Below are 20,075 nucleotides of genomic sequence, written 5' to 3' on the forward strand. Positions count from 1 at the left end.
CCCCGGATGCGTGGGGCGATGATCGCTTCATATAAAAACTAAATCATGCGGAGCGTTCATCGCCCCATGCCGTCTACTTCGTGCCGTCCTTCGGCCAATCGTGCCGGTGGCACGATTGGAAGTGAGAAGGCCAGGAGAGCCAAGCTCGAATGGCAATCATAGCCCGAGGCGATCTCGCCGTCGGACGCTTGTGCATGTCCGAAAAAGACAGGCTCCCTCACCGGCTTGCCGGCCATCCTCACCACGAAGGGGTGAGGGGGCTTTGAGCGTCAGCGAAGGGGGGCTTGCTTCCGGTATCCGACACAAAACTTGACTTCCCCGCCCCAGCCCCTAAATAGCCCCCCGTGAGGACGACCTCCCCCGCCAAGGGCATTGTTTTCGGGACGACCCGAGCTTTTTAGCCAAGGAGTTTCCCAACCATGCGCACCGCCTGGGATCGCGTCCGCCACGCGCTTTTCTTTGAAATCATCGGCCTCATTCTCGTCATCCCGCTCGGCGCATTGGTCTTTTCAATGCCCATGCACGATATCGGTGTGGTTGGCCTCGTCTCGGCCACCATCGCGATGGCCTGGAATTACGTTTTCAACCTCGGCTTCGACACCGTCCTGCAGCGCACAATCGGCACGACGCTGAAATCGGTGCGCCTGCGCATCGTCCATGCCGTACTGTTCGAACTGGGGCTGCTGATCGTGCTCATGCCGTTCATCGCCTGGTATCTGGGCATCACCCTGATCCACGCCCTGGTCATGGATATATCGTTCGCCCTGTTTTACATGGGCTACGCCTTCGTCTTCAAGCTGGCCTATGATCGGGTGTTCCCGCTGCCCGAGTGGAGCCGGCCAGCATGATCTTTGCCGGCTGATCGGCCCCGCGGTTCATCTCTTGCATCATGGTGGCCACGACGTCGTCGATCTCCACATGAGCCTCCGGATGACGCTCCACGAGCGTTCGGGCTTCAAATTCGATGTCGAAGGGCCTGCGGCTGGCGAGGATGTCGCGCAGGCGATCGGCAATGTCCACGGCAAGCAGAAGTTTCATTGCGCCATCTCCCTGCCCCCAAGCCGGCGATTAAACGACGTCCAACTGCGGCCGTCAAGAAATCCTGCCTATCGGCCAACTTGTCCTCGCAACACAGGCTTCCATTATGCTCGTTCTCAGCCATGACAGGTAAAGGCAGCACAATGTCGGTTTCCACCCTAACCACAGTAAGATTGCCCAGTGATATTGCGCAGAAAAAGTCCTGCGTGAACCTTGTCTGGGCTGGCGATCCCTCAAAGCGTTTGGGGTCCGAGATCCCTTATGGCCCGACGCCAAGGTGCGCAAATCCCTCGATGCACTCTAGCGATATCGACACAAAAAAGCCCCGGACCGGGCCGGGGCTTTTTGTTTGCCAAAGAGTGAAACTCAGCGCTTCTTGCGGTCGATCTGATGGTAAGCGCGCCGCGAATGGAATTCGCAATAGGGCTTGCCTTCGTCGGACTCACGCCCGCAGAAGTGAAATTCGCTGTTCATCGGGTCGCCGATCGGCCATTTGCAGGTTTTTTCGGTCAACTCAAGCAATGAGATGCGCTCTTCGACCGGAATGAAAAGCTCCGCCTTGGTATTGGTCTCCACCACCGTCTCGGTTTCGAGCTCGGTATCCATCTTGAGCGCGGTAGCGCCCATGGTCGGCGCCATCGTCGTGCGCCGCTGGCTGACCGCGCTGGCCGCCGCCGATGCCGTGCCGCGCGCTCCTCCCGAAGAGCTCGATGGCCGCCGCGGCGCACTGGGGCGCTGCGTCTTGGCACGCGGTGCGACGCTCGCCGGCTTGGCCCGCGCCGATAGTTTCAATCTGTGAACCTTGCCGATCACGGCGTTGCGGGTAACCCCGCCGCTCAGTTCCGCGGCGATCTGGCTTGCGCTGAGGCCTTCCATCCAAAGTTTTTTCAGGAGTGCTACGCGCTCGTCCGTCCAGCTCATCGATTATGCTCCAGGCCGTATTCTTGAATAGAGTCCGTTCTCACGCGGACAAAGGGGTTTGACCGCCGGCATACTAACTGTCGTATGGTGATGGGGTCCGCCACACGAGATGTCGTGTTCCCAATGGCCTCATACTACACGGGCGGGAAAATCGGTGGCAAGGGCCGCAAAGGACTTTCCCCGGTTTATCCCACCTGATTTTCAAATGCCGGACAGCAATTGGTCATGGCTGTTGCATTGATCGCACAGCCGGTTTTCGCGCGCAGACTTGAACCACCATTGTGGCAGGGATGAGTCAAGGCCCCGGACCCCGGAAAACCGGGCGATCGATTGACTTTTCGGCATCCGCCCACCATAAGCGGAACTGGTCATGCGTGCTTGGGACACCGGGCGCGCTTTTCATTTTCCGGGACCTGGGTCCCATCCCCAACCTTTCAAACGAGAAGGCTTAGAACAATGTCTGCGCTCTATGGCACGTATGCCCGGTCCGAACTCGCCTTTGTGCGGGGCGAGGGCATGCGATTGTTCACGGAGGACGGCACGGCCTATCTCGATTTCGCTGCCGGCATCGCCGTCAACGCGCTTGGCTATGGCGACAAACACGTCGTCGATGCGCTCAAGGCACAGGCCGACAAGGTCTGGCACACCTCCAACATCTTCACCATTCCCGAGCAGGAAAAGCTCGGCCAGCGGCTGGTGGATGCGACCTTCGCCGACAAGGTGTTCTTCACCAATTCAGGCGCCGAGGCGCTCGAATGCGCCATCAAGACAGCCCGTCATTATTTCTGGGCAAAGGGCCAAAAAGACAGGGTCGATATCATCGGCTTTTCCGGTTCTTTCCACGGCCGCACCATCGCGACCATCGCCGCGGCGGGCAATCCAGCCTATACCGAGGGCTTTGGCCCTATGCCCGGCTACAAGCACACAAAGCCCGGCGATCTGGCTGCAGTTGAGGCACTGATCGACGACAAGACCGCCGCAATCCTCATCGAGCCCGTGCAGGGCGAAGGTGGGGTCACCGCATTCTCCGACGCCTATCTCAAGGGCCTGCGCGCCCTTTGCGACAAGAACGGCCTGTTGCTGATCTTTGATGAAGTTCAATGCGGCTATGGCCGGACGGGGAAATTCTTCGCCCATGAATGGTCTGGCGTCGTTCCCGACATCATGACCGTTGCCAAGGCCATCGGCGGCGGGTTCCCGCTTGGCGCATGCCTTGCCAGGGGCGAGGTGGCCGAGAGCATGGTGCCGGGCACCCATGGCTCGACCTATGGCGGCAATCCGCTGGCCTGCGCGGTGGGCAATGCGGTCCTCGATCGCATATTGGCTCCCGGCTTTATCGAGCACGTCGAGGCAATGGGCAAAATCGTGGCCCATGAGCTTCACCAGCTCATGCAGAAGTTTCCGCAATACATCACCGAAGTGCGCGGAAAAGGGCTGATCGCCGGCATCAGGATCACCCCGCCCGTGCGCGATTTCGTGGCCCGGCTGCGCGATCACAAGCTGCTCACGGTGGCCGCCAGCGACAATGTGCTGCGTCTTCTGCCGCCATTGATCGTCACCGAGGACGAGATCGGCGAGGCCATCGGCATCATTGCCGGAGCCTTCGCCGAGTTTGATGCTGAACAGGCCAGCGCCGCGCAATAGCGGGGCGGCAGGCTCCTTTTCGCTTTTTCAGGATAGCTGATTATGACCGCGAGACATTTTCTCGATCTCAAGGATTTTTCCTTCGAGCAACTGCGTTCCATTCTCGATTTCGCCCACGAGCTGAAAAGACGCCTCAAAGCTGGCGAACGTCCCCGCCTGCTCGAGGACAAGGTTCTGGCCATGATCTTTGAGCGCCAGTCCACCCGCACGCGGGTGTCCTTCGACGTTGGCATGCGCCAGCTTGGAGGGCAGACCCTCATGCTGACCGGCCAGGAAATGCAGCTGGCCCGCGAGGAAACCATCGAGGATACGGCGCGGGTCATGAGCCGCTATGTGGATGCGATCATGATCCGCATTCTCAGCCATGACGATCTGCTCGATCTGGCGGGCGCTTCGACCATTCCCGTCATCAACGGGCTGACCCGGCGCAGTCATCCCTGCCAGGTTATGGCCGATATACAGACCTTCGAGGAACACCGTGGGCCGCTCGAAGGTAAAAAGGTCGCCTGGATCGGGGATTCCAACAACGTTCTGGCATCCTGGGTCCACGCGACGGCCCTGTTCGGCAACAAGCTGGCCATCGCCTGCCCCAGGGAATACTGGCCCGATCAGGGTCTGTTGTCCGACATCGCCGAAGTGGGCGATGCCGTCAGTCTCGGAACCGATCCGCACGCCGCGATCGCCGATGCCGATCTGGTCATTACCGACACCTGGGTGTCGATGGGCGACACCGACGAAGGCGAGCGCCGACGCATCTTGAAACCTTATCAGGTCAACCCCAGATTGTTCTCCCAAGCCGCGACCGACGCGCTCTTCATGCACTGCCTGCCTGCCCACCGGGGCGACGAGGTCACCGACGAGGTGATCGACGGGCCGCAATCGGTCGTATTCGACGAAGCTGAAAACCGCCTGCACATCCAGAAGGCCATTCTTTGCTGGGCCTTCGGGATCGAGAATTTGTAACCAGGCGGATTAAGGAACACGCAATGGGCGAAAGCTCTCTCGAACAGTTCGGGCTCGACCGGCCCGAGAGCGGGGACGATGTTGCCGTTCCCTTCACGCTCGAAAATCTCGATAGCCGCGGGCGCGTCGTGCGTTTGGGCGATCAGCTTGACACCATCATCGCCCGACACGGCTATCCCGAACCCGTCGCGCGCCTTTTGGGTGAAGCGGTGACTCTGGCCGCACTGATCGGCTCCTCGCTCAAATTCGAGGGTCGGTTTATCCTGCAGTCGCGCACCGACGGCCCGGTTAGCTTGCTCGTCGTTGATTTCGACACCCCCGATGGGCTGCGCGCCTATGCCCGTTACGACGAGGAAGCGCTGTCGGCGCTGGTCGAAGCCGGGACCACCAAGCCGCAGGACCTCTTGGGTAAAGGCGTTCTGGCTTTGACCGTGGACCAGGGCGCCCATATGGACCGCTATCAGGGCATCGTGGCGCTCGAGGGCGAAAGCCTCGAAGAGGTTGCCCATACCTATTTCATGCAGTCCGAACAGATCCCCACCCGCGTCCGGCTTGCCGTTGCCGAACATTCCGAACGTGGTCAATCGCGCCCTTCATGGCGCGCTGGCGGCGTCCTGCTCCAGCATCTGCCTGAGCACGGCGGCGCCACCATGCCCGATCTTCCCGGTGACGGGGACTTCGAAAACGACGATATGGCTGATCCCGACTTTATAGAGGATGACCACTGGACCGAGGCCAAGGCGCTGCTCGATACCCTCAGCGATGCCGAGCTTGCCGACCCCGGCCTTTCGGCCGAACGCCTGTTGTTCCGGCTTTACCATGAAACCGGTGTGCGGGTCTTCGAGCCTCAGCTGCTGGTCGAACGCTGCACCTGCTCGGCCGAGCGCGTCGAACAGATGATCAATGACTTTACGCCCGAAGACAGGGAAGAGATGGTGGTGGATGGACAAATAGAGGTCGTGTGCGAGTTCTGCTCGACCCACTATCACTTCAATCCCAACCAGTTCTGAGCGGTTCGGACGGTGTTCGAAAAAGGCGGCCCTTCGAGGTCGCCTTTTTCATGCCGACGGGGCGCCATGCACCGAAGCCTTACCGGCCTTTCCAAAAGTTCATTTGTAACAGTCTGGTGTCGCGGGTAAAAATTTCCCCATATGGACCCGCTTCGGCCAATCCGGCCGTCGGATGTGTTGTTGGGCAAGGAAAACGCCTTTGGAAAACCTACCCGGCTCCGGCTACGTCGCGTCGTCTCAAAAGAGCGACAATCGGCCGAAAACCGACAAGCCGCGTGGGCGGTTTGGCCTGATGTCGGCTCTGGTTCGGCTCGGGTTGGCAGTTCTCATCCTTGGACTGGCTGTCTATTGGGCGTTCAGCTGGGTGGCCCAGCGGCCCGAAGCGCCCCAGCGCATGAATCGCGAGCGCACCTTCACCGTCGAAGTCATCGAGCCCGCCTATGCCAGCCACAGCGCGCCCATTACAGCTTACGGCCAGGTCGCGTCCGCGCGCACCATCGAACTGCGCTCTCTGGTTGCCGGCAGGGTGCTCGAAATCTCACCCGATTTTGCCGTCGGCTCTCAGGTCGAACAAGACGATGTTCTCGTGCGCGTCGATCCCTTCACCTACAACGGAGCCGTTGTCGAAGCCCGCGCTGCGGTGGCCGATGCAGAACTGTCCCTTGCCGAAGCGCAGGAAGCCTATGCCCTCGAACAAAGCGCCATCACCGCGGCCGAGGATGCCCTGGCATCGGCCCAGACCGATCTTGAGCGTGCCCGGTCCCTTCTTGCGAGTGGCGCCGCCACTCAGCAAACTGTGGATACCCGCGCACTCACGGTGTCCGAGCGTCAGCAGGCCCTCGATCAGCGTCAGTCCAACCTCGTTACCCTCAACGCCCAGATACTTCGCCAGCAGGCGGCCATCGCGCAGGCCGGTTATGCCCTTGAGGCGGCCGAGCGCGATCTGGCCAACACCGAGATCACCGCGCCCTTCACTGGTATCGTAACCGCCCGCAACGTTACCGAGTCTGCTTATGTCGGTGCCAACGAAGCGGTCGCTTCGATTTATGAAAGCGATGCCCTTGAGGTGAGTTTCATGGTCTCGGATGCAACCTACGCCACGCTGCGGAGCGACGGTCTGTTCGACCGGGCGGTCGAAGTTTCACGCACCGCGGGTGCGGGCGCAGAGCGCATCGAAGGTCGGATTGCACGCATCGCGCCCGAGATCGATTCCGCCACTGGTGGTGTGACGCTCTACGCCGAGCTCGAGAGCGACGAAGCCGATCTGCTGCGTCCGGGGACATTCGTCAGCGTCGAGGTCGCGGGCGTCGTCCATGACAACACGCTCCTTGTGCCTGAAACCGCGCTCTATAACGACGATCACATCTACGTTGTTCGCGATGGCCGCATGGCGGCGGTCGAGGTTGAAATACGCGATCGGGACGGCGCCCAGATCATCATTGCCGCCGATATCCCCGAGGGCGAACGCATCATCACGACGCGCCTCTCACAGGCCGGCGAGGGGGTGGCGGTTCAGGTAGAGGGCGAGGAAGAACCGGGTGGCCCCGGCGGCGGTTTCGGCCGCGGACCGGGAGGCTGATATGCGTCCCTCTCCGCAAGCCTCTACCGGCGTGATCGCTGCTTTCGTGCGGCACCGCAACGCCGCCAATCTCTTCATGATCCTGTTCGTTCTGTTCGGATGGTGGGGGCTGGGCAATCTCAACCGGCAGCTGATGCCCAACACTGAAGTGCGATCCGTGCAGGTTTCGATCAGCTGGCCCGGGGCGACCGCCGAAGATGTCGAGCGAAACGTTCTCCTGCTCATCGAACCGGCCGTCCAGAGCGTCGAAGGCGTGATATCGATGACCTCGAACGCCCGCGAAGGGCGTGGCTCGATCACGCTCAACTTCGAGCGCACAGTGGAAATGCAGACCGCCGAGAGATTGGTCCAGACTGCTGTGTCCTCGGTCACCGGTCTTCCCGATGGCGCAGAGACGCCAAGCGTTTCCGCGCCACGTTTTTTCGATCCGGTTGCCGCCATCGCCATTTCAGGCCCGTTCCCCGAGGAGGCCCTGCGGCGGTACGCCCGCGAAATCCGCGACGGCCTTCTGGCCTCCGGTGTCGACCGCGTCGAATTTACCGGTTATCGCGACCGTCAGATCGTTATCGAGGTCGATGATGCCAAGCTGCGCCAGTTGGGGCTGACTCTCGATGATCTCTCCGCCGCGCTCACGCCCAATTTCGCCGATCAGCCATCCGGCTCGCTTAGTGGTGATTTCGATGCCCAGATCCGCGCGGCGGCCAATGAACTCTCGGCCCAGGAAATTGCCCAGACCGAAATCCTGTCCTCGGCAAGTGGCCAGAGCCTCACCTTCGGCGATGTCGCGACCATCACCGACACCTTCGATCCCGATACCCCGCTCGGCTACATGCGCGGCGAGCCGGCCATCAAGCTGCAGGTCTCGCGTGCCGCCAGTGCCGATACCGTCACGACATTCGAGGCGGTTCAGGCCTATGTCGAACAATTACAGCCCACCCTGCCGCAATCTCTGCAGGCCGTGGTTTTCGACGCGGCTGCCGATCAGGTCAATCAGCGGCTCGGGCTGCTGATCTCCAATGGTGTAGCGGGCTTTGTTCTGGTCCTCGTGGTGCTGTTCCTGTTTCTCGATGGCCGCATTGCCATCTGGGTGGCCATGGGCATCCCCATCGCCATCATGGGCACGCTCGGCGCGATGTACCTTATGGGGCTCACCCTCGACATGATCTCGATGTTCGCGCTCATGATGGTGCTCGGCATTATCGTCGATGATGCCATCGTCGTGGGCGAACACACAGCCACGCTCTATCGTCAGGGATTGTCGCGAACCGAGGCGGCGATCCGAGCGGCCAGTGCCATGGCGGCGCCCGTCATTGCTTCAGCTCTGACCACCATTGCGGCCTTCGCGCCCATCTGGCTCGTGGGCGACGTGGTGGGCCAGATCGTCTCGCCACTGCCTGTGGTGGTCGTGGCGGTCCTGATCGCTTCGCTGATCGAGTGCTTTTTCATCCTGCCGGGCCATCTCGCTCACGCTCTGCCGCGTGAGCGCAAACAGGCCGGCCGGTTCAGGCGGACGTTCGACAAGGGATTCGATTTCTTCCGCGACCGCATTTTTGGCGGACTGGCGGCCCTGAGCTATTCGTGGCGCTATGTCACGGCGGCCATCGCCCTCACCATCACACTGGGCGCGCTTGGCGTTTACGGGTCGGGTGCCCTGCGGTTTGAATTTTTCCCGACGGCAGAAGGCGAAAGCTTCAACATCTCCGCCCAGTTCCAGGCCGGAACGCCCCAGTCGGAAATGGGCACCACCATCCAGGCCATCGAGGATGCGGTCTCCGAGGTCGAGGCAGGGCTGACGCCGGATGGCGAACAGCTTATCGTTACCACTTATGCCAGCCTCGATCTCGAGGAGGGGCGGGCCAATTTCGACGTTTATCTCACTCCATCCGAAGAACGCTCGGTTCGCACGTCCGACATCACCCAGGCCATCAATGACAATTTGCCCGCCGTGGCCGGTGTCGAGAGCATTGGCGTGCGGGAGTATCGTGGTGGACCGCAGGGGTCGGCTATCGATGTCCGGTTCGTGGGGGCCGATGCCGCAACGCTCAAACTCGCCGCTGAAGATCTCAAGGATGTGCTCGAAGGCTTCGATGAGGTCGACACAGCCTTTGACACCCTGTTTTATGGCAGTCCCGAACTTGTCATGGCGCTCAATGCACGGGGCACGGCGCTGGGCTTTGATCTTGCCTCTTTGGGATCGCAGATCCGCAGCGCCTTCCAGGGCGAGAACGTAGCGACCATCGCGTCCAACGACGACGAAATTACCGTCCGCCTCGTGCGGACCATCGATGCGCAAGGCTCATCTGCGTTGCGCGACATGTGGGTCCGCTCGCCGGATGGGGAATATGTCCCGCTTTCGTCCATTGTGAGTTTTTCCGAGCAGCAGGGCTTCGCCTTCATTGCCCGCGAGGAGGGGAGCACCGCGGTCTCCGTACGCGCCCCGGTCGGCGAGGGCGTCGACCATGCCGATATCCTGGCGCGATTGGAGGCCGACTACCTCCCCGCCATCGTCAACCGCTACGGAATTTCCTACGAGTTTGGCGGTCGGCAGGCCGAGCAAAACGCGGCCTTTGCCGATCTGGGCACGGGTATGATCGTCGCCCTCGCCGTGATGTACATCATCATCTCATGGATATTTGCCGCCTATTTCACTCCGCTTGCAGTCATGGTGATTATCCCCTTCGGTGTCGCTGGTGCGGTCTGGGGGCATTATCTGCTCGGGCACAACCTCACGATCATCTCGATGATGGGCATGCTGGGGCTGGCCGGTATTCTGGTCAATTCCTCGATCGTTTTGATTTCCCGGATGAACGAGCGCCGGGCCGAGGGCGAGGGCCTGCGCGACGCCGCGATCGGCGCATCCAGAGATCGCTTGCGCGCCGTCATGCTGACCTCTCTCACCACAATTGGCGGGCTGCTGCCGTTGCTGTTCGAAACCAGCCTCGTTGCCCAGATGCTCGTCCCGATGGCGCTGACCATTGTTTCGGGGCTGACGCTGGCCACCTTGCTCGTGCTGTTCCTGGTGCCTGCGGTTCTCGGTATCGGTGCCGACATCAGGGCCGTGATGCAATGGCTGTTCCTGACCCCTAACGCTCTGACGGTGCGTGAAATGCTGGCCGGTCGGCAGCACCTCTCTCCACCGCCCGATCCTGCCGAATAGCGGATCAGGCGCGCCAGAAGCGCGGCGTGAACAGCACCAACACCATAAGCACTTCGAGCCGGCCCACCAGCATGCCGAGGGTCAAAAGCCATTTGGTAACGTCGGAAACGCCAGCAAAGCTTCCCGCCGGTCCCAATTCGGGGCTGAGCGCCGGCCCGACATTGGAAATTGCCGTCGCCGCGGCGCCCAGTGAGTCCAGAGGCTCGAGGCCGGACAATGACAGCAGCACCGCGAGCAAAAGGAAGCTCGAAAAGTAAATGAACACAAAACTCTGCACCGATGTCGAAACCGTATCGGGCAGGGGGCGTCCGTTGTAGCGTTTGACATAAACCAGAGAGGGGAAGACGATCTCGCGGATGTGTTGGTAAAGATCGCGCGCCAGAACCTGAAAGCGGAAAATCTTGATGCCGCACGAAGTCGAGCCCGTGCAGCCGCCGATGAACATGACGACAAAGAACAAAGAGACGGCCAGCGGGCCCCATGCCGAAAAATCGGCGACCCCGAAGCCGCTGCCGGTCATGATAGAGACCACCGAAAACAGCCCATGACGGAACGCTTCCTCACCTCGGGCAATGTCGCCGGTCAACTGCACGAAAACCACGATCACTGTGGCCAGGCCGATCAGGTAGAGGAACAGCCGGACCTGGGAGTCGCGAAACAACTGCCCGAACGAGCCTTGCAGCATGCCGACATAAAGCACGAAGGGCAGGGCGCCCAGGATCATGAAGACGACCGAAACATAATGGATCGCTGGCTGGTCGAAAGCGCCCAGCGATGCATCACGGGTGGAAAAGCCCCCAGTGGCAACGGTCGAAAGCGAATGGACGACGGCATCGAACGCCCCCATGCCGGCCAGCCAATAGGCGACGGCGCAGGCAAAGGTCAAAATGCAATAGACGATCACCATGGCCGTGGCGATCTGAGCGGCAGCGGGAAGGATCTTGTCGGGCGTCTCGAACGCTTCGGCGCGAAACATCTGCATGCCGCCCACCCGCAACATGGGCAGAACGGCAATTGCCATGACGACCACTCCCAGACCTCCGAACCATTGCAGCAATCCTCGCCACAAAAGGATGCCGGGCGCGGTGGTGTCGAGCGTCGTGATGACGGTCGAACCGGTGGTGGTGATCCCCGACATGGCCTCGAACATCGCGTCGGTAAAGCTCAGGTCCAGATTGGACATGTAGAGCGGCAGCGCCCCGAAGATGGTGAGCACCACCCAGATCGAAACTGTCATCAGGAACGCCTGACGCAGATTGAGGTCCGATTTGTGCCCTGTTGATGAAGCCCACAGCCCCGCCCCGAAGATCATGGTGATCAGCGAGGCCGTGAGGAACACCAGCCAGTCTTCGTTGCCCACAACCAGATCGGCAAAGGCAGGCAGCAGCATGGCAAGACCGAGCGCTGCCGTCAGGGCACCGATGGCCGAAAAGATCGTGCGAAAATCCATGCCCGACTGTGCTGCGCCCTGCCGCCTAAAGAGAGTGTGAAGACTAGACCTGTTCGAGACCGAACGAAAGATCGGCGATCAGATCGTCGGCATCCTCGAGCCCGACCGAAAGCCGCAGCAGCCCGTCGGTGATGTCCATCTCAACTTTCTCTTCTGGCGTGAAGCGCTGATGCGTGGTCGTTGCCGGGTGGGAAATGATCGATTTGGCATCGCCCAGATTGTTGGAAATCGCAATGATCGCCAGCGCATCGGCCAGGGCAAATGCTGCCTGCTTGCCACCCTTTGGCGTCAGCGCCACCAGCGTCGAGCCGGCGCCCATCTGCCGTTTGGCCAGTTCATATTGCGGATGCGAAGGATGAAAGGGATAGGAGATGGACTCGATCTTGGGGTGATCGGCCAGGAAATTGGCGATTTTCTCCGCACTCTCGGTCATTGCTTTGACGCGCAGCGACAGGGTTTCGAGCCCCTTGAGCAGCACCCAGGCGTTGAAGGGAGAGATTGAAGGGCCGGTCTGGCGGATGATTGTATGCACATCGGCTTCGATCAGCTCCTTGCTGCCCAGGATGAGCCCACCCATCGCCCGGCCCTGCCCATCGATATGCTTGGTGGCCGAATAGGTGACCAGATCGGCGCCCAGCTCCAGCGGCTTCTGCCAGACCGGCGTCGCAAAGACATTGTCGACGATCAGCACGGCATTGTGGGCATGGGCAATCTCGGCAACGGCCCTAAGATCCACCAGTTCGAGCGTTGGGTTGGTCGGGGTCTCGACAAACACCACCTTGGTGTTGGGCCGCATGGCGCGCGCGAAATTTTCCGGGTCGCGGCCATCCACAAGGCTCGATTCAACGCCCCAGCGCGGCATATAGTTCTCGACCACGAACCGACATCCGCCGAACAGGGCGCGCGCCGCAACCACATGATCGCCCGCCCGAAGCTGGCTCATTACAGCCGTTGTCACCGCAGCCATGCCGGTGGCGGTGGCACGGGCCGCTTCGGCCCCTTCGAGCAGCGCGGCCCGCTGCTGGAACATTTCAACGGTCGGGTTGGAAAAGCGCGAATAGATGTGTCCGGGCTCCTCGCCCTTGAAGCGCGCCTCGGCGCTGCCCGAGGTGGGATAGACAAAACCGGAATTGAAAAAGATCGCCTCGGAGGTCTCCCCATGCTGGGAGCGTTCCATGCCGCCATGCACCATCATCGTCTGCGCCTTGCGGTGCTTGTGATCGAAGAGCGGGTTGCTTGTCCTGTCCGACATGGGTTTACCTCAAAACAAAAAAACCGGCGCGCGATGCGGCCGGTTCGAACTGGTCACTTTAGCAGAAATGTTTCCCGGAGGATTGCCAGCAAAAGTGGGACGCACTTTTGTGGTTCGGCAACCCGACCAGAAAAAACGAAGGCATTGCACAGCAACGCCCTTGGTGGCCTGCAATCGGACCGGCCAAATCACCACCAACCGCGCTGGAAACGCAGTCAGTACTGAGTTACTCCCAAATGGCGCTTGGCGTCAATCGCCTCAATTGCTAAGCCAGTCCAAAGGGTTTGCATGAGGCGCATGGGGATATGAACAACACTTGGCCGACCGGGGTATTTTCCACCCGGCTGATCCAGAACTTGTCCGATCAGGGCGCGATCAGCGCCGGCCGGCCCTATGACGCCGATCAGATCCAGCCCGCGAGCCTCGATCTGCGGCTTGGTGAAACCGCCTTTCGCGTCCGCTCGAGCTTTCTGCCCGGACCAGGCAAGACGGTGACCGAGCGCATAGAAACGCTAAAGCTTCACCAGATCGACCTGACCAAAGGCGCGGTGCTCGAACGCGGTTGTGTCTATATCGTGCCACTCCTCGAGAGCCTCGACCTGCCTGAAACGGTCAGCGCATCGGCCAATCCCAAATCTTCCACCGGACGGCTCGATATCTTTACCCGCGTCATATCCGACGCCGCGCGCAGCTTCGATATCGTGCCTGCCGGATATAAGGGAGCGCTCTATCTCGAAATTTCCCCCCGCACTTTCCCGGTGCTGGTGCGCACCGGCTCGCGCCTGTCCCAGATGCGGTTCCGGGTCGGAGATGCGCGTCTCGACGCCGCTGGCCACAAGGCCTTGCACGCCGAACAGACGCTGGTTTTCGATCCCAACATGGATGTGGGCGAGGGGGTCTCGCTATCGATCGATCTGATCGGCGAAGGGCGCTCGGGCCTGATTGGCTTCCGCTCAAAGCGCCATACGGCGGTTGTCGATGTCGACAAAAAGAACGCCCTGGACGTCCTCGATTACTGGGAACCTCTGGTCAATCGCGGCTCGGGCGAGTTGATCTTGGACCCCGACGAATTCTACATTCTCGTTTCACGCGAAAGCGTACATGTTCCGCCCGATTACGCGGCCGAAATGGTGCCGTTCGACCCGCTGGTCGGTGAATTCCGCGTCCATTATGCCGGGTTCTTCGATCCCGGCTTTGGCCACTCGGCCGCCGGAGGCACCGGTTCACGTGCCGTGCTCGAGGTTCGTAGCCGCGAAGTCCCGTTCCTTCTGGGTCACGGCCAGACCATCGGGCGCCTGATTTACGAGAAGATGGCCGAACGGCCAAAGACGCTCTACGGCTCAGCGCTCGGCTCGAACTATCAGGCCCAGAGCCTCAAGCTTTCCAAGCACTTCAAGCCCTATCCCTGAACAAAAGAAGGCCGGGGCGCACACCCCGGCCTTCTCATATTGAACGCTGAAGCGTCGCTTACGAAGCGGCGCCGCGTGCAGTTTCGAGCCAGCCGTCGACCATGTCGCGGTTGTCTTCGATCCACTGAGCAGCCTGGGCTTCGATATCGTCGTCACCCTCGTTCATGGCAGCGTTCTGGGCAAAGATGTCCGCGAGCGGGATCGATGCGCTTTCGAGCAGTGCACGAACGGCAGGGTTCTCTTCGAGGAACGCCGAGTTGGCGACCGGCACGATGTCGTTGGCCGGGAAGCCGAGCGTGCACGGATCGTTTACGCAACCTTCAACGCCATCCATGGTCGCTGCATCGGCCATGCTCATATCGGGCAGGTCGACTTCAGGAACTTCGATCCACATCACGTCTTCGCCCGGGACGAGTTCATTGACCGTCCAGTTCGGAGTCCATGTGTAGAACAGGATGTTTTCGCCGCTGTCATAGGCAGCGACGGCGTCAGCCATCGAAGCTGCATAGCCAGCCTTGATCGGGTTGATGTGGTCGCGCAGATCATAGGCATCCATGTGGTGCTCGATGTTGATCTCGCAGCCCCAGCCCGGAGGACAGGCGACCATGTCGGCCATGCCGTCGCCATTGCGGTCAAAGGCTTCCTTGACTTCGTCACGTTTGAAATCTTCGAGCGAGGTAATACCAAACTCTTCAACCGCAGAGGCGTTGACCAGATAGCCTTCCAGCGCGCCGCCTTCGGCGACAGCACCCACAAGCTCAGCGCCGTTGCTGAACGTGTCTTCGTAGGTGTTGTGCAGCGGGAACCAACCATTGACCCACAGATCCATGTCACCCTGCGCGACCGTCTGATAGAACGGCGGATTGTCGAGCGTGGTGATCTGGGGCACGTCATAGCCCAGTTCGGAGATGAGCTGACGATAGATTTCGGCGTGGAACCAACCGGTATCCCAGGTCGCCTGAGCCATATTGACCGTAACGCCTTCGCCCGGCATGTCCTGGGCGACGACGGCAGCCGGTGCAGCGCCCATAAGAGCAACGGCAGTCAGACCGGCGAGAGTTTTCTTGAGACTGAACATGATGTTTTTGTCTCCTTTGGTTTTGGTTTTAATCGACGGATTATTCCGCCTTGCGAAGTCCAGAAAAGTCCGGACGATAGAAGCGGTGGCGCGTAGCCACCGCGTCATTGGGTAACGGCAGCTCAGGCCGCCTTGCGGGTTGGTTCGGCCTGCTTGCTGCCCTGAAGGCGAAGCAGGTTCGAGAGTACCTGGCGCAACGAAACGGTGTTGGTCTGGTTCTGCTCGCCCAGGCCCTGGGTAATGCGATCCAGTACGATGGCGAGGATGACGATTCCGACGCCGCCTGCCGTGGCACCGCCCACATCAAGCCGGCCAAGACCGGTGTTGACCACGAGCCCGAGACCGCCTGCGCCGATAAGGGCGGCAATGACGACCATCGAGAGCGCGAGCATGAGCGTCTGGTTCAGGCCCGCCATGATGGTGCGCAAGGCCAGCGGAATCTGAAGATCAGTCAGCATTTGCCATCGTGTGGAGCCGAAAGCATGAGCCGCCTCGACCAGATCCCCGCGTACATTGCGAATGCCCAGATTGGTCAGCCGGATGATCGGGGGTAGGGCGAAGATGATAGTGGCGATGATCCCCGGCGCCATCCCGACGCCGAACAGCATGACGATCGGTACGAGGTAAACGAACGAGGGAATCGTCTGCATGATATCGAGAATCGGACGCACGATTTTCCATAGCAGGTCCGAGCCGGCTGCCAGGATGCCGACGGGCACCCCTATGATCGTGCAAAAGAAGACCGACGTCAGGATCATGGCCAGCGTCGTCATGGTTTCCGGCCAGAGACCGATCATGTCGATGAAGAAAAAGCCGATGATCGTGAAAATTGCCATGCCCTTGCCAGCCCATTTCCACGCGGCGAGGGAGAAGACTGCGGTGGTCAGAAGCATGGGGACGAAATTGAAAAAATCGTCCAATGCGTTGAGAACCAACGTGATAGGAACCTGCGCTGCGCGGAACAAGGGCCGAAAGTTCGGCACCAGCCAGCCGCGGACGAAATCATTGATCCAGTCGTCGAAAGGGATAATGAGGAGGTCGCCGGGACTAAGCATTTGCGCTCTCCTTTTCAGAATCTTGCGCCGGGGGTGCTTCGGATGCCTCGGAGAGGACGGTTTCCTCATCGCCGGAAAGTTGTGCGAACACAGCCTCCGGTTCGACGACACCGACCAGGCGGTCCTTGCTATCCGTCACGGCGATCGGAAGTCCACCGCTTGCCGCGCCGTACAGGTCGTTGAGCTGCACATCGGCATCCACGGTGGGATATTCAGTCAGCATGACCTTTTCCAGAACCGGATTCGGTTCTTCCAGATTCAGCGTCGCCGCAGCCAGATCCTGATAGGTCACCACGCCGGCAATCATGTTCTTGTCGTTGACCACGTAGAGGGCGTTGCGGTTGAGATCCTCCATGGCGCGCATGGCGTCCTCAGCCGTGTCGGTGCCCAGCTTCATGGCCGCGGGATCGTTCGAGACGTCCTCTGCGGTGAAGACGCGGCCGCGATCGATGTCGGCCACGAAGGCCGCGACATAATCGTCGGCTGGATTGGAAACGATTTCCTGCGCCGTACCGACCTGGACGAACCGGCCATCTTTCATGATGGCGATCTTGTCACCAAGCAGCAGAGCCTCGTTCAGATCGTGCGTGATGAAGACGATGGTTTTCTTCAGCGTCTTTTGAAGCTCGATCAGTTCGTCCTGCATCTCGCGGCGGATGAGCGGATCGAGCGCGCCGAATGGCTCGTCCATCAGCAACACCTCAGGGCCGTTCGCAAGACCGCGCGCCAAGCCAACGCGCTGCTGCATTCCGCCCGAAAGCTCGGCAGGCAGACTGTCAGCCCAAGCGGTAAGCCCGACCTGTTCAAGCGCCTTGAGCGCTCTTTTGCGGCGTTCGGCAGGTTTGGTTCCCTTCACCTTCAGTCCATAGGCGGCATTGTCGGCCACCGACCAGTGAGGAAACAGCGCGAAGTGCTGGAACACCATGGTGATTTTTTCGCGCCTTATGCGGCGAAGCTCGTCTTGTGAGCAGCTGGCGACGTCCGCACCATCGATCATGATCGAGCCCGACGTGGGTGGGATCAAGCCGTTGAGCATACGCACCAGGGTCGATTTGCCGGAGCCCGAGAGTCCCATGACGACGAAGATCTCGCCTTCGCCCACATCGAAGCTCGCATCCTGCACGCCCACCGTGGCGCCCGTCTGCTCGAGAATGTCTTCCTTGGAGTTGCCTTTCTCGAGCAGTTCGAGAGCGGCGTCGGTTTTTTCACCGAAGACCTTGAAGACGTTTCGTACCGATAATTTGACTGCCATGTGTCTCCTTGTTGAAAATTTGCACGCGAAGACTGTAAATATCGTTCTGTATTCGCACTTTAGCTGTTGAACACAAAAAGACACCGGGCCAGAATCGACATAAAGGCTGGCCGGTCATCGTGCAGAGATTGAATGTTGATCAAGACAATAGGCCCCCAAGAGCGCGATATCAACAGCGCGACGCCGATTTTTTGCCGCAATTGCCGTTGCGAGATCATCAGATCGCTCATCGGATTGCGGCGAGAGGCGCTAAAATGACTGGAAAAGCGCCAAGGTAAACTTTTTGGGAGATCGGAGCCGGCACTGAAGTGGCCAGCGTATCTGCCTTGACGATTGTCCCGATTTGCAGCACACAAGCGCTCGATCAGCGCTCGATCAGCGCTCGATCAGCGCCGACGCGTGCGGGTGTAGCTCAATGGTAGAGCAGAAGCTTCCCAAGCTTACGACGAGGGTTCGATTCCCTTCACCCGCTCCAGTCTTCCTAGGCCGATCTTGGATTTTCGGCGCAGTCTTTGAGGAACGCCGCCTGCTCAAGGGTTCCGTCCGGCAATCTGGATAATACCGGCGGAATTTTCCGGCTTTGATCGATAAATCTCTTACCTGTCACTCTCGTCCCAAAGCGGACTGATCCATGGCTCGCCATTTTCCGGCGCAAGCGCGGGCTTGCCCAGAATATGGTCGGACGCTTTTTCGCCGACCATGATCGAGGGTGCGTTGAGATTGCCGTTGGTGATGCGCGGAAAGACCGAGGAATCGGCGACACGCAGGCCTTCGACTCCGATCACCTTGCAGTGCGGATCGACCACGGCCATGGGATCGTCGGCCTGGCCCATCCTGCAGGTGCCGCAGGGGTGGTAGGCGCTTTCGGCGTGATCGCGGATATGGGCGTCCAGCGCATCATCGGACTGGACGGCCTCACCGGGCAGGATCTCCTTGCCGCGATAGGGATCGAAGGCAGGCTGAGCGAAAATCTCGCGGGTCAGCCGGATGCAGTGCCGGAAATCCGCCCAATCCTGGGGATCGGACATGTAGTTGAAAAAGATTTTTGGGGCCTCGCCCGGATCGGACGAGTTGAGCGTCACAGAGCCTCGCGATTTCGAGCGCATCGGCCCGACATGAGCCTGAAACCCGTGTCCTTCGGCGGCAGCCTGGCCGTCATAGCGCACGGCGATGGGCAGGAAATGGTACTGGATATCGGGGTATTCGACGCCGGCCCGTGAGCGCACGAAGGCAGCACTTTCGAACTGGTTGGAGGCACCGGGGCCAGTCTTGAAGAACAGCCATTGCACGCCGACAAGCGCCTTGCCCAGCAGGTTCCAGTGCTTGAAGAGCGTTATGGGCTGAGTGCAGGCCTGTTGGATATAGAGTTCGAGGTGGTCCTGCAGGTTCTGGCCGACGCCGGGCCGATCGGCGACGACATCGATGCCATGCTGTTTGAGATGGGCGGAGGGGCCGATGCCGGAAAGCATGAGCAGTTTGGGCGAGTTGATTGCCGAAGCGGAGACGATCACCTCCCGGTCGGCAAAGACAGTCTCGATCTTGCCGCCCCGCTCGATCTCGACGCCAACGGCGCGGCCATTCTCGATCACTACCTTGCGGGCAAAGCAGCGCACGAGTTCGATATTGTCGCGCTTGAGGGCGGGTTTGAGGTAGGCATTGGCCGCCGACCAGCGTCGGCCTTTCCAGACCGTCTGTTCCATGGGGCCAAAGCCTTCCTGCTTTTGCCCATTATAGTCGTCGGTTGTTTCGAACCCGGCCTGCTTGCCGGCTTCGACGAAGGTTTTGAACAGGGGGTTGTCGCGCCGGCCGCGCGTGACGTGGAGCGGTCCGTCCTTGCCGCGCCAGTCGGGATCACCGCCGTGCCCCCCCGCATGCCAATGCTCCATGCGCTTGAAGTAGGGAAGCACATCGGCAAAGCTCCAGCCGGCCGCTCCGGCTTCGGCCCAATGGTCGAAATCGCGTGCATGGCCGCGCACATAGACCATGCCGTTGATCGAGGACGAACCGCCGATCACCTTACCACGCGGCGTCGCCAGCCGGCGTCCACCCAGGCCGGGCTCGGGTTCGGATTTGAACCCCCAGTCGTAGCGCGACATGCTCATGGGGTAGCTCAAGGCGCCGGGCATCTGGATGAGCGGGCCGATGTCGGTGCCGCCATATTCGAGCACGATGACCTTGTGTCGGCCGTCCTCGCTCAGACGGTGTGCCATGGCCGAACCGGCCGAGCCCGAGCCGATAATGACGAAATCTGCACGCATGTCCGGCCC

Annotated in this window: 15 protein-coding genes and 1 tRNA gene; 8 read left to right on the plus strand and 8 right to left on the minus strand. The window is 60.5% G+C overall.

Annotated elements, in window-relative coordinates:
* The first annotated feature begins 419 nt into the window (after positions 1 to 419).
* On the plus strand, positions 420 to 848 hold the full coding sequence (locus tag AACZ55_RS07855) for a PACE efflux transporter (protein ID WP_339644915.1): 429 nt from the start codon (positions 420 to 422) through the stop codon (positions 846 to 848).
* On the opposite strand, the gene AACZ55_RS07860 is transcribed toward AACZ55_RS07855, so the two are convergent.
* A complete protein-coding gene (locus AACZ55_RS07860; RefSeq protein ID WP_339644918.1) occupies positions 793 to 1,038 on the minus strand; it encodes a hypothetical protein in 246 nt (81 codons plus the stop codon). The genes AACZ55_RS07855 and AACZ55_RS07860 overlap by 56 nt on opposite strands.
* 366 nt (positions 1,039 to 1,404) lie before the next feature.
* Positions 1,405 to 1,959, minus strand: a complete 555-nt coding sequence (locus AACZ55_RS07865; protein WP_338607715.1) for a GcrA family cell cycle regulator — start codon at positions 1,957 to 1,959, stop codon at positions 1,405 to 1,407.
* A 456-nt stretch (positions 1,960 to 2,415) separates the two neighbouring features.
* Here AACZ55_RS07865 and AACZ55_RS07870 point away from each other — a divergent pair, with 456 nt between their 5' ends.
* From AACZ55_RS07870 to AACZ55_RS07890, 5 genes are all read left to right on the plus strand, one after another.
* A complete protein-coding gene (locus AACZ55_RS07870; protein ID WP_339644921.1) occupies positions 2,416 to 3,603 on the plus strand; it encodes an aspartate aminotransferase family protein in 1,188 nt (395 codons plus the stop codon).
* A 36-nt stretch (positions 3,604 to 3,639) separates the two neighbouring features.
* Entirely contained in the window at positions 3,640 to 4,566 is a 927-nt protein-coding gene (gene argF, locus AACZ55_RS07875; protein WP_338610737.1) for an ornithine carbamoyltransferase, read from the plus strand.
* A gap of 23 nt (positions 4,567 to 4,589) precedes the next feature.
* Positions 4,590 to 5,576 carry an Hsp33 family molecular chaperone gene (locus AACZ55_RS07880; protein ID WP_338607713.1) on the plus strand — a complete coding sequence of 329 codons (987 nt, stop codon included), beginning with the start codon at positions 4,590 to 4,592 and terminating at the stop codon, positions 5,574 to 5,576.
* A gap of 199 nt (positions 5,577 to 5,775) precedes the next feature.
* Positions 5,776 to 7,155 (plus strand): efflux RND transporter periplasmic adaptor subunit, encoded by a 1,380-nt coding sequence (locus AACZ55_RS07885; RefSeq protein ID WP_339644925.1) that lies wholly within the window; start codon positions 5,776 to 5,778, stop codon positions 7,153 to 7,155.
* 1 nt (position 7,156) lies between these two features.
* On the plus strand, positions 7,157 to 10,312 hold the full coding sequence (locus AACZ55_RS07890; protein WP_339644928.1) for an efflux RND transporter permease subunit: 3,156 nt from the start codon (positions 7,157 to 7,159) through the stop codon (positions 10,310 to 10,312).
* A gap of 4 nt (positions 10,313 to 10,316) precedes the next feature.
* Here the strand turns inward: AACZ55_RS07890 and AACZ55_RS07895 are convergent, their stop codons facing one another.
* Together AACZ55_RS07895 and metZ are read right to left on the minus strand one after the other, a co-directional pair.
* On the minus strand, positions 10,317 to 11,762 hold the full coding sequence (locus AACZ55_RS07895; protein WP_338607710.1) for a TrkH family potassium uptake protein: 1,446 nt from the start codon (positions 11,760 to 11,762) through the stop codon (positions 10,317 to 10,319).
* Positions 11,763 to 11,805: 43 nt separating this feature from the next.
* The gene (metZ, locus tag AACZ55_RS07900) at positions 11,806 to 13,014 is read right to left on the minus strand and encodes an O-succinylhomoserine sulfhydrylase (RefSeq protein WP_339644931.1); all 1,209 of its coding nucleotides are present in this window, start codon (positions 13,012 to 13,014) and stop codon (positions 11,806 to 11,808) included.
* A gap of 305 nt (positions 13,015 to 13,319) precedes the next feature.
* Here metZ and AACZ55_RS07905 point away from each other — a divergent pair, with 305 nt between their 5' ends.
* Positions 13,320 to 14,423 carry a 2'-deoxycytidine 5'-triphosphate deaminase gene (locus AACZ55_RS07905; protein WP_338607708.1) on the plus strand — a complete coding sequence of 368 codons (1,104 nt, stop codon included), beginning with the start codon at positions 13,320 to 13,322 and terminating at the stop codon, positions 14,421 to 14,423.
* A gap of 58 nt (positions 14,424 to 14,481) precedes the next feature.
* Here AACZ55_RS07905 and proX read toward each other — a convergent pair whose 3' ends face one another.
* From proX to AACZ55_RS07920, 3 genes are all read right to left on the minus strand, one after another.
* On the minus strand, positions 14,482 to 15,501 hold the full coding sequence (proX, locus tag AACZ55_RS07910; protein ID WP_338607707.1) for a glycine betaine/L-proline ABC transporter substrate-binding protein ProX: 1,020 nt from the start codon (positions 15,499 to 15,501) through the stop codon (positions 14,482 to 14,484).
* A 122-nt stretch (positions 15,502 to 15,623) separates the two neighbouring features.
* A complete protein-coding gene (locus tag AACZ55_RS07915; RefSeq protein WP_339644935.1) occupies positions 15,624 to 16,556 on the minus strand; it encodes an ABC transporter permease subunit in 933 nt (310 codons plus the stop codon).
* Entirely contained in the window at positions 16,549 to 17,808 is a 1,260-nt protein-coding gene (locus tag AACZ55_RS07920; RefSeq protein ID WP_339644938.1) for a glycine betaine/L-proline ABC transporter ATP-binding protein, read from the minus strand. The genes AACZ55_RS07915 and AACZ55_RS07920 overlap by 8 nt, the downstream gene beginning before the upstream one ends.
* A 401-nt stretch (positions 17,809 to 18,209) precedes the next feature.
* Between AACZ55_RS07920 and AACZ55_RS07925 the strand changes: the two genes are divergently transcribed.
* A tRNA-Gly gene (locus tag AACZ55_RS07925) sits at positions 18,210 to 18,283 on the plus strand.
* Between the two features lie 121 nt (positions 18,284 to 18,404).
* Here the strand turns inward: AACZ55_RS07925 and betA are convergent.
* The gene (gene betA, locus AACZ55_RS07930; RefSeq protein ID WP_339644941.1) at positions 18,405 to 20,066 is read right to left on the minus strand and encodes a choline dehydrogenase; all 1,662 of its coding nucleotides are present in this window, start codon (positions 20,064 to 20,066) and stop codon (positions 18,405 to 18,407) included.
* Between the last annotated feature and the right edge of the window lie 9 nt (positions 20,067 to 20,075).

Origin of the sequence: uncultured Pelagibacterium sp., assembly GCF_963972885.1 — a bacterium.
In the GTDB taxonomy this organism is placed as follows: Bacteria; Pseudomonadota; Alphaproteobacteria; order Rhizobiales; family Devosiaceae; genus Pelagibacterium; species Pelagibacterium nitratireducens.

Excerpts from the sequence above, each read along its gene's own strand:
- AACZ55_RS07855 (WP_339644915.1), top strand. The coding sequence starts at position 420 with ATGCGCACCGCCTGGGATCGCGTCCGCCACGCGCTTTTCTTTGAAATC.
- AACZ55_RS07860 (WP_339644918.1), bottom strand. The coding sequence starts at position 1,038 with ATGAAACTTCTGCTTGCCGTGGACATTGCCGATCGCCTGCGCGACATC.
- AACZ55_RS07865 (WP_338607715.1), bottom strand. The coding sequence starts at position 1,959 with ATGAGCTGGACGGACGAGCGCGTAGCACTCCTGAAAAAACTTTGGATG.
- AACZ55_RS07870 (WP_339644921.1), top strand. The coding sequence starts at position 2,416 with ATGTCTGCGCTCTATGGCACGTATGCCCGGTCCGAACTCGCCTTTGTG.
- AACZ55_RS07880 (WP_338607713.1), top strand. The coding sequence starts at position 4,590 with ATGGGCGAAAGCTCTCTCGAACAGTTCGGGCTCGACCGGCCCGAGAGC.
- AACZ55_RS07890 (WP_339644928.1), top strand. The coding sequence starts at position 7,157 with ATGCGTCCCTCTCCGCAAGCCTCTACCGGCGTGATCGCTGCTTTCGTG.
- AACZ55_RS07895 (WP_338607710.1), bottom strand. The coding sequence starts at position 11,762 with ATGGATTTTCGCACGATCTTTTCGGCCATCGGTGCCCTGACGGCAGCG.
- metZ (WP_339644931.1), bottom strand. The coding sequence starts at position 13,014 with ATGTCGGACAGGACAAGCAACCCGCTCTTCGATCACAAGCACCGCAAG.
- AACZ55_RS07905 (WP_338607708.1), top strand. The coding sequence starts at position 13,320 with ATGAACAACACTTGGCCGACCGGGGTATTTTCCACCCGGCTGATCCAG.
- proX (WP_338607707.1), bottom strand. The coding sequence starts at position 15,501 with ATGTTCAGTCTCAAGAAAACTCTCGCCGGTCTGACTGCCGTTGCTCTT.
- AACZ55_RS07915 (WP_339644935.1), bottom strand. The coding sequence starts at position 16,556 with ATGCTTAGTCCCGGCGACCTCCTCATTATCCCTTTCGACGACTGGATC.
- AACZ55_RS07920 (WP_339644938.1), bottom strand. The coding sequence starts at position 17,808 with ATGGCAGTCAAATTATCGGTACGAAACGTCTTCAAGGTCTTCGGTGAA.
- betA (WP_339644941.1), bottom strand. The coding sequence starts at position 20,066 with ATGCGTGCAGATTTCGTCATTATCGGCTCGGGCTCGGCCGGTTCGGCC.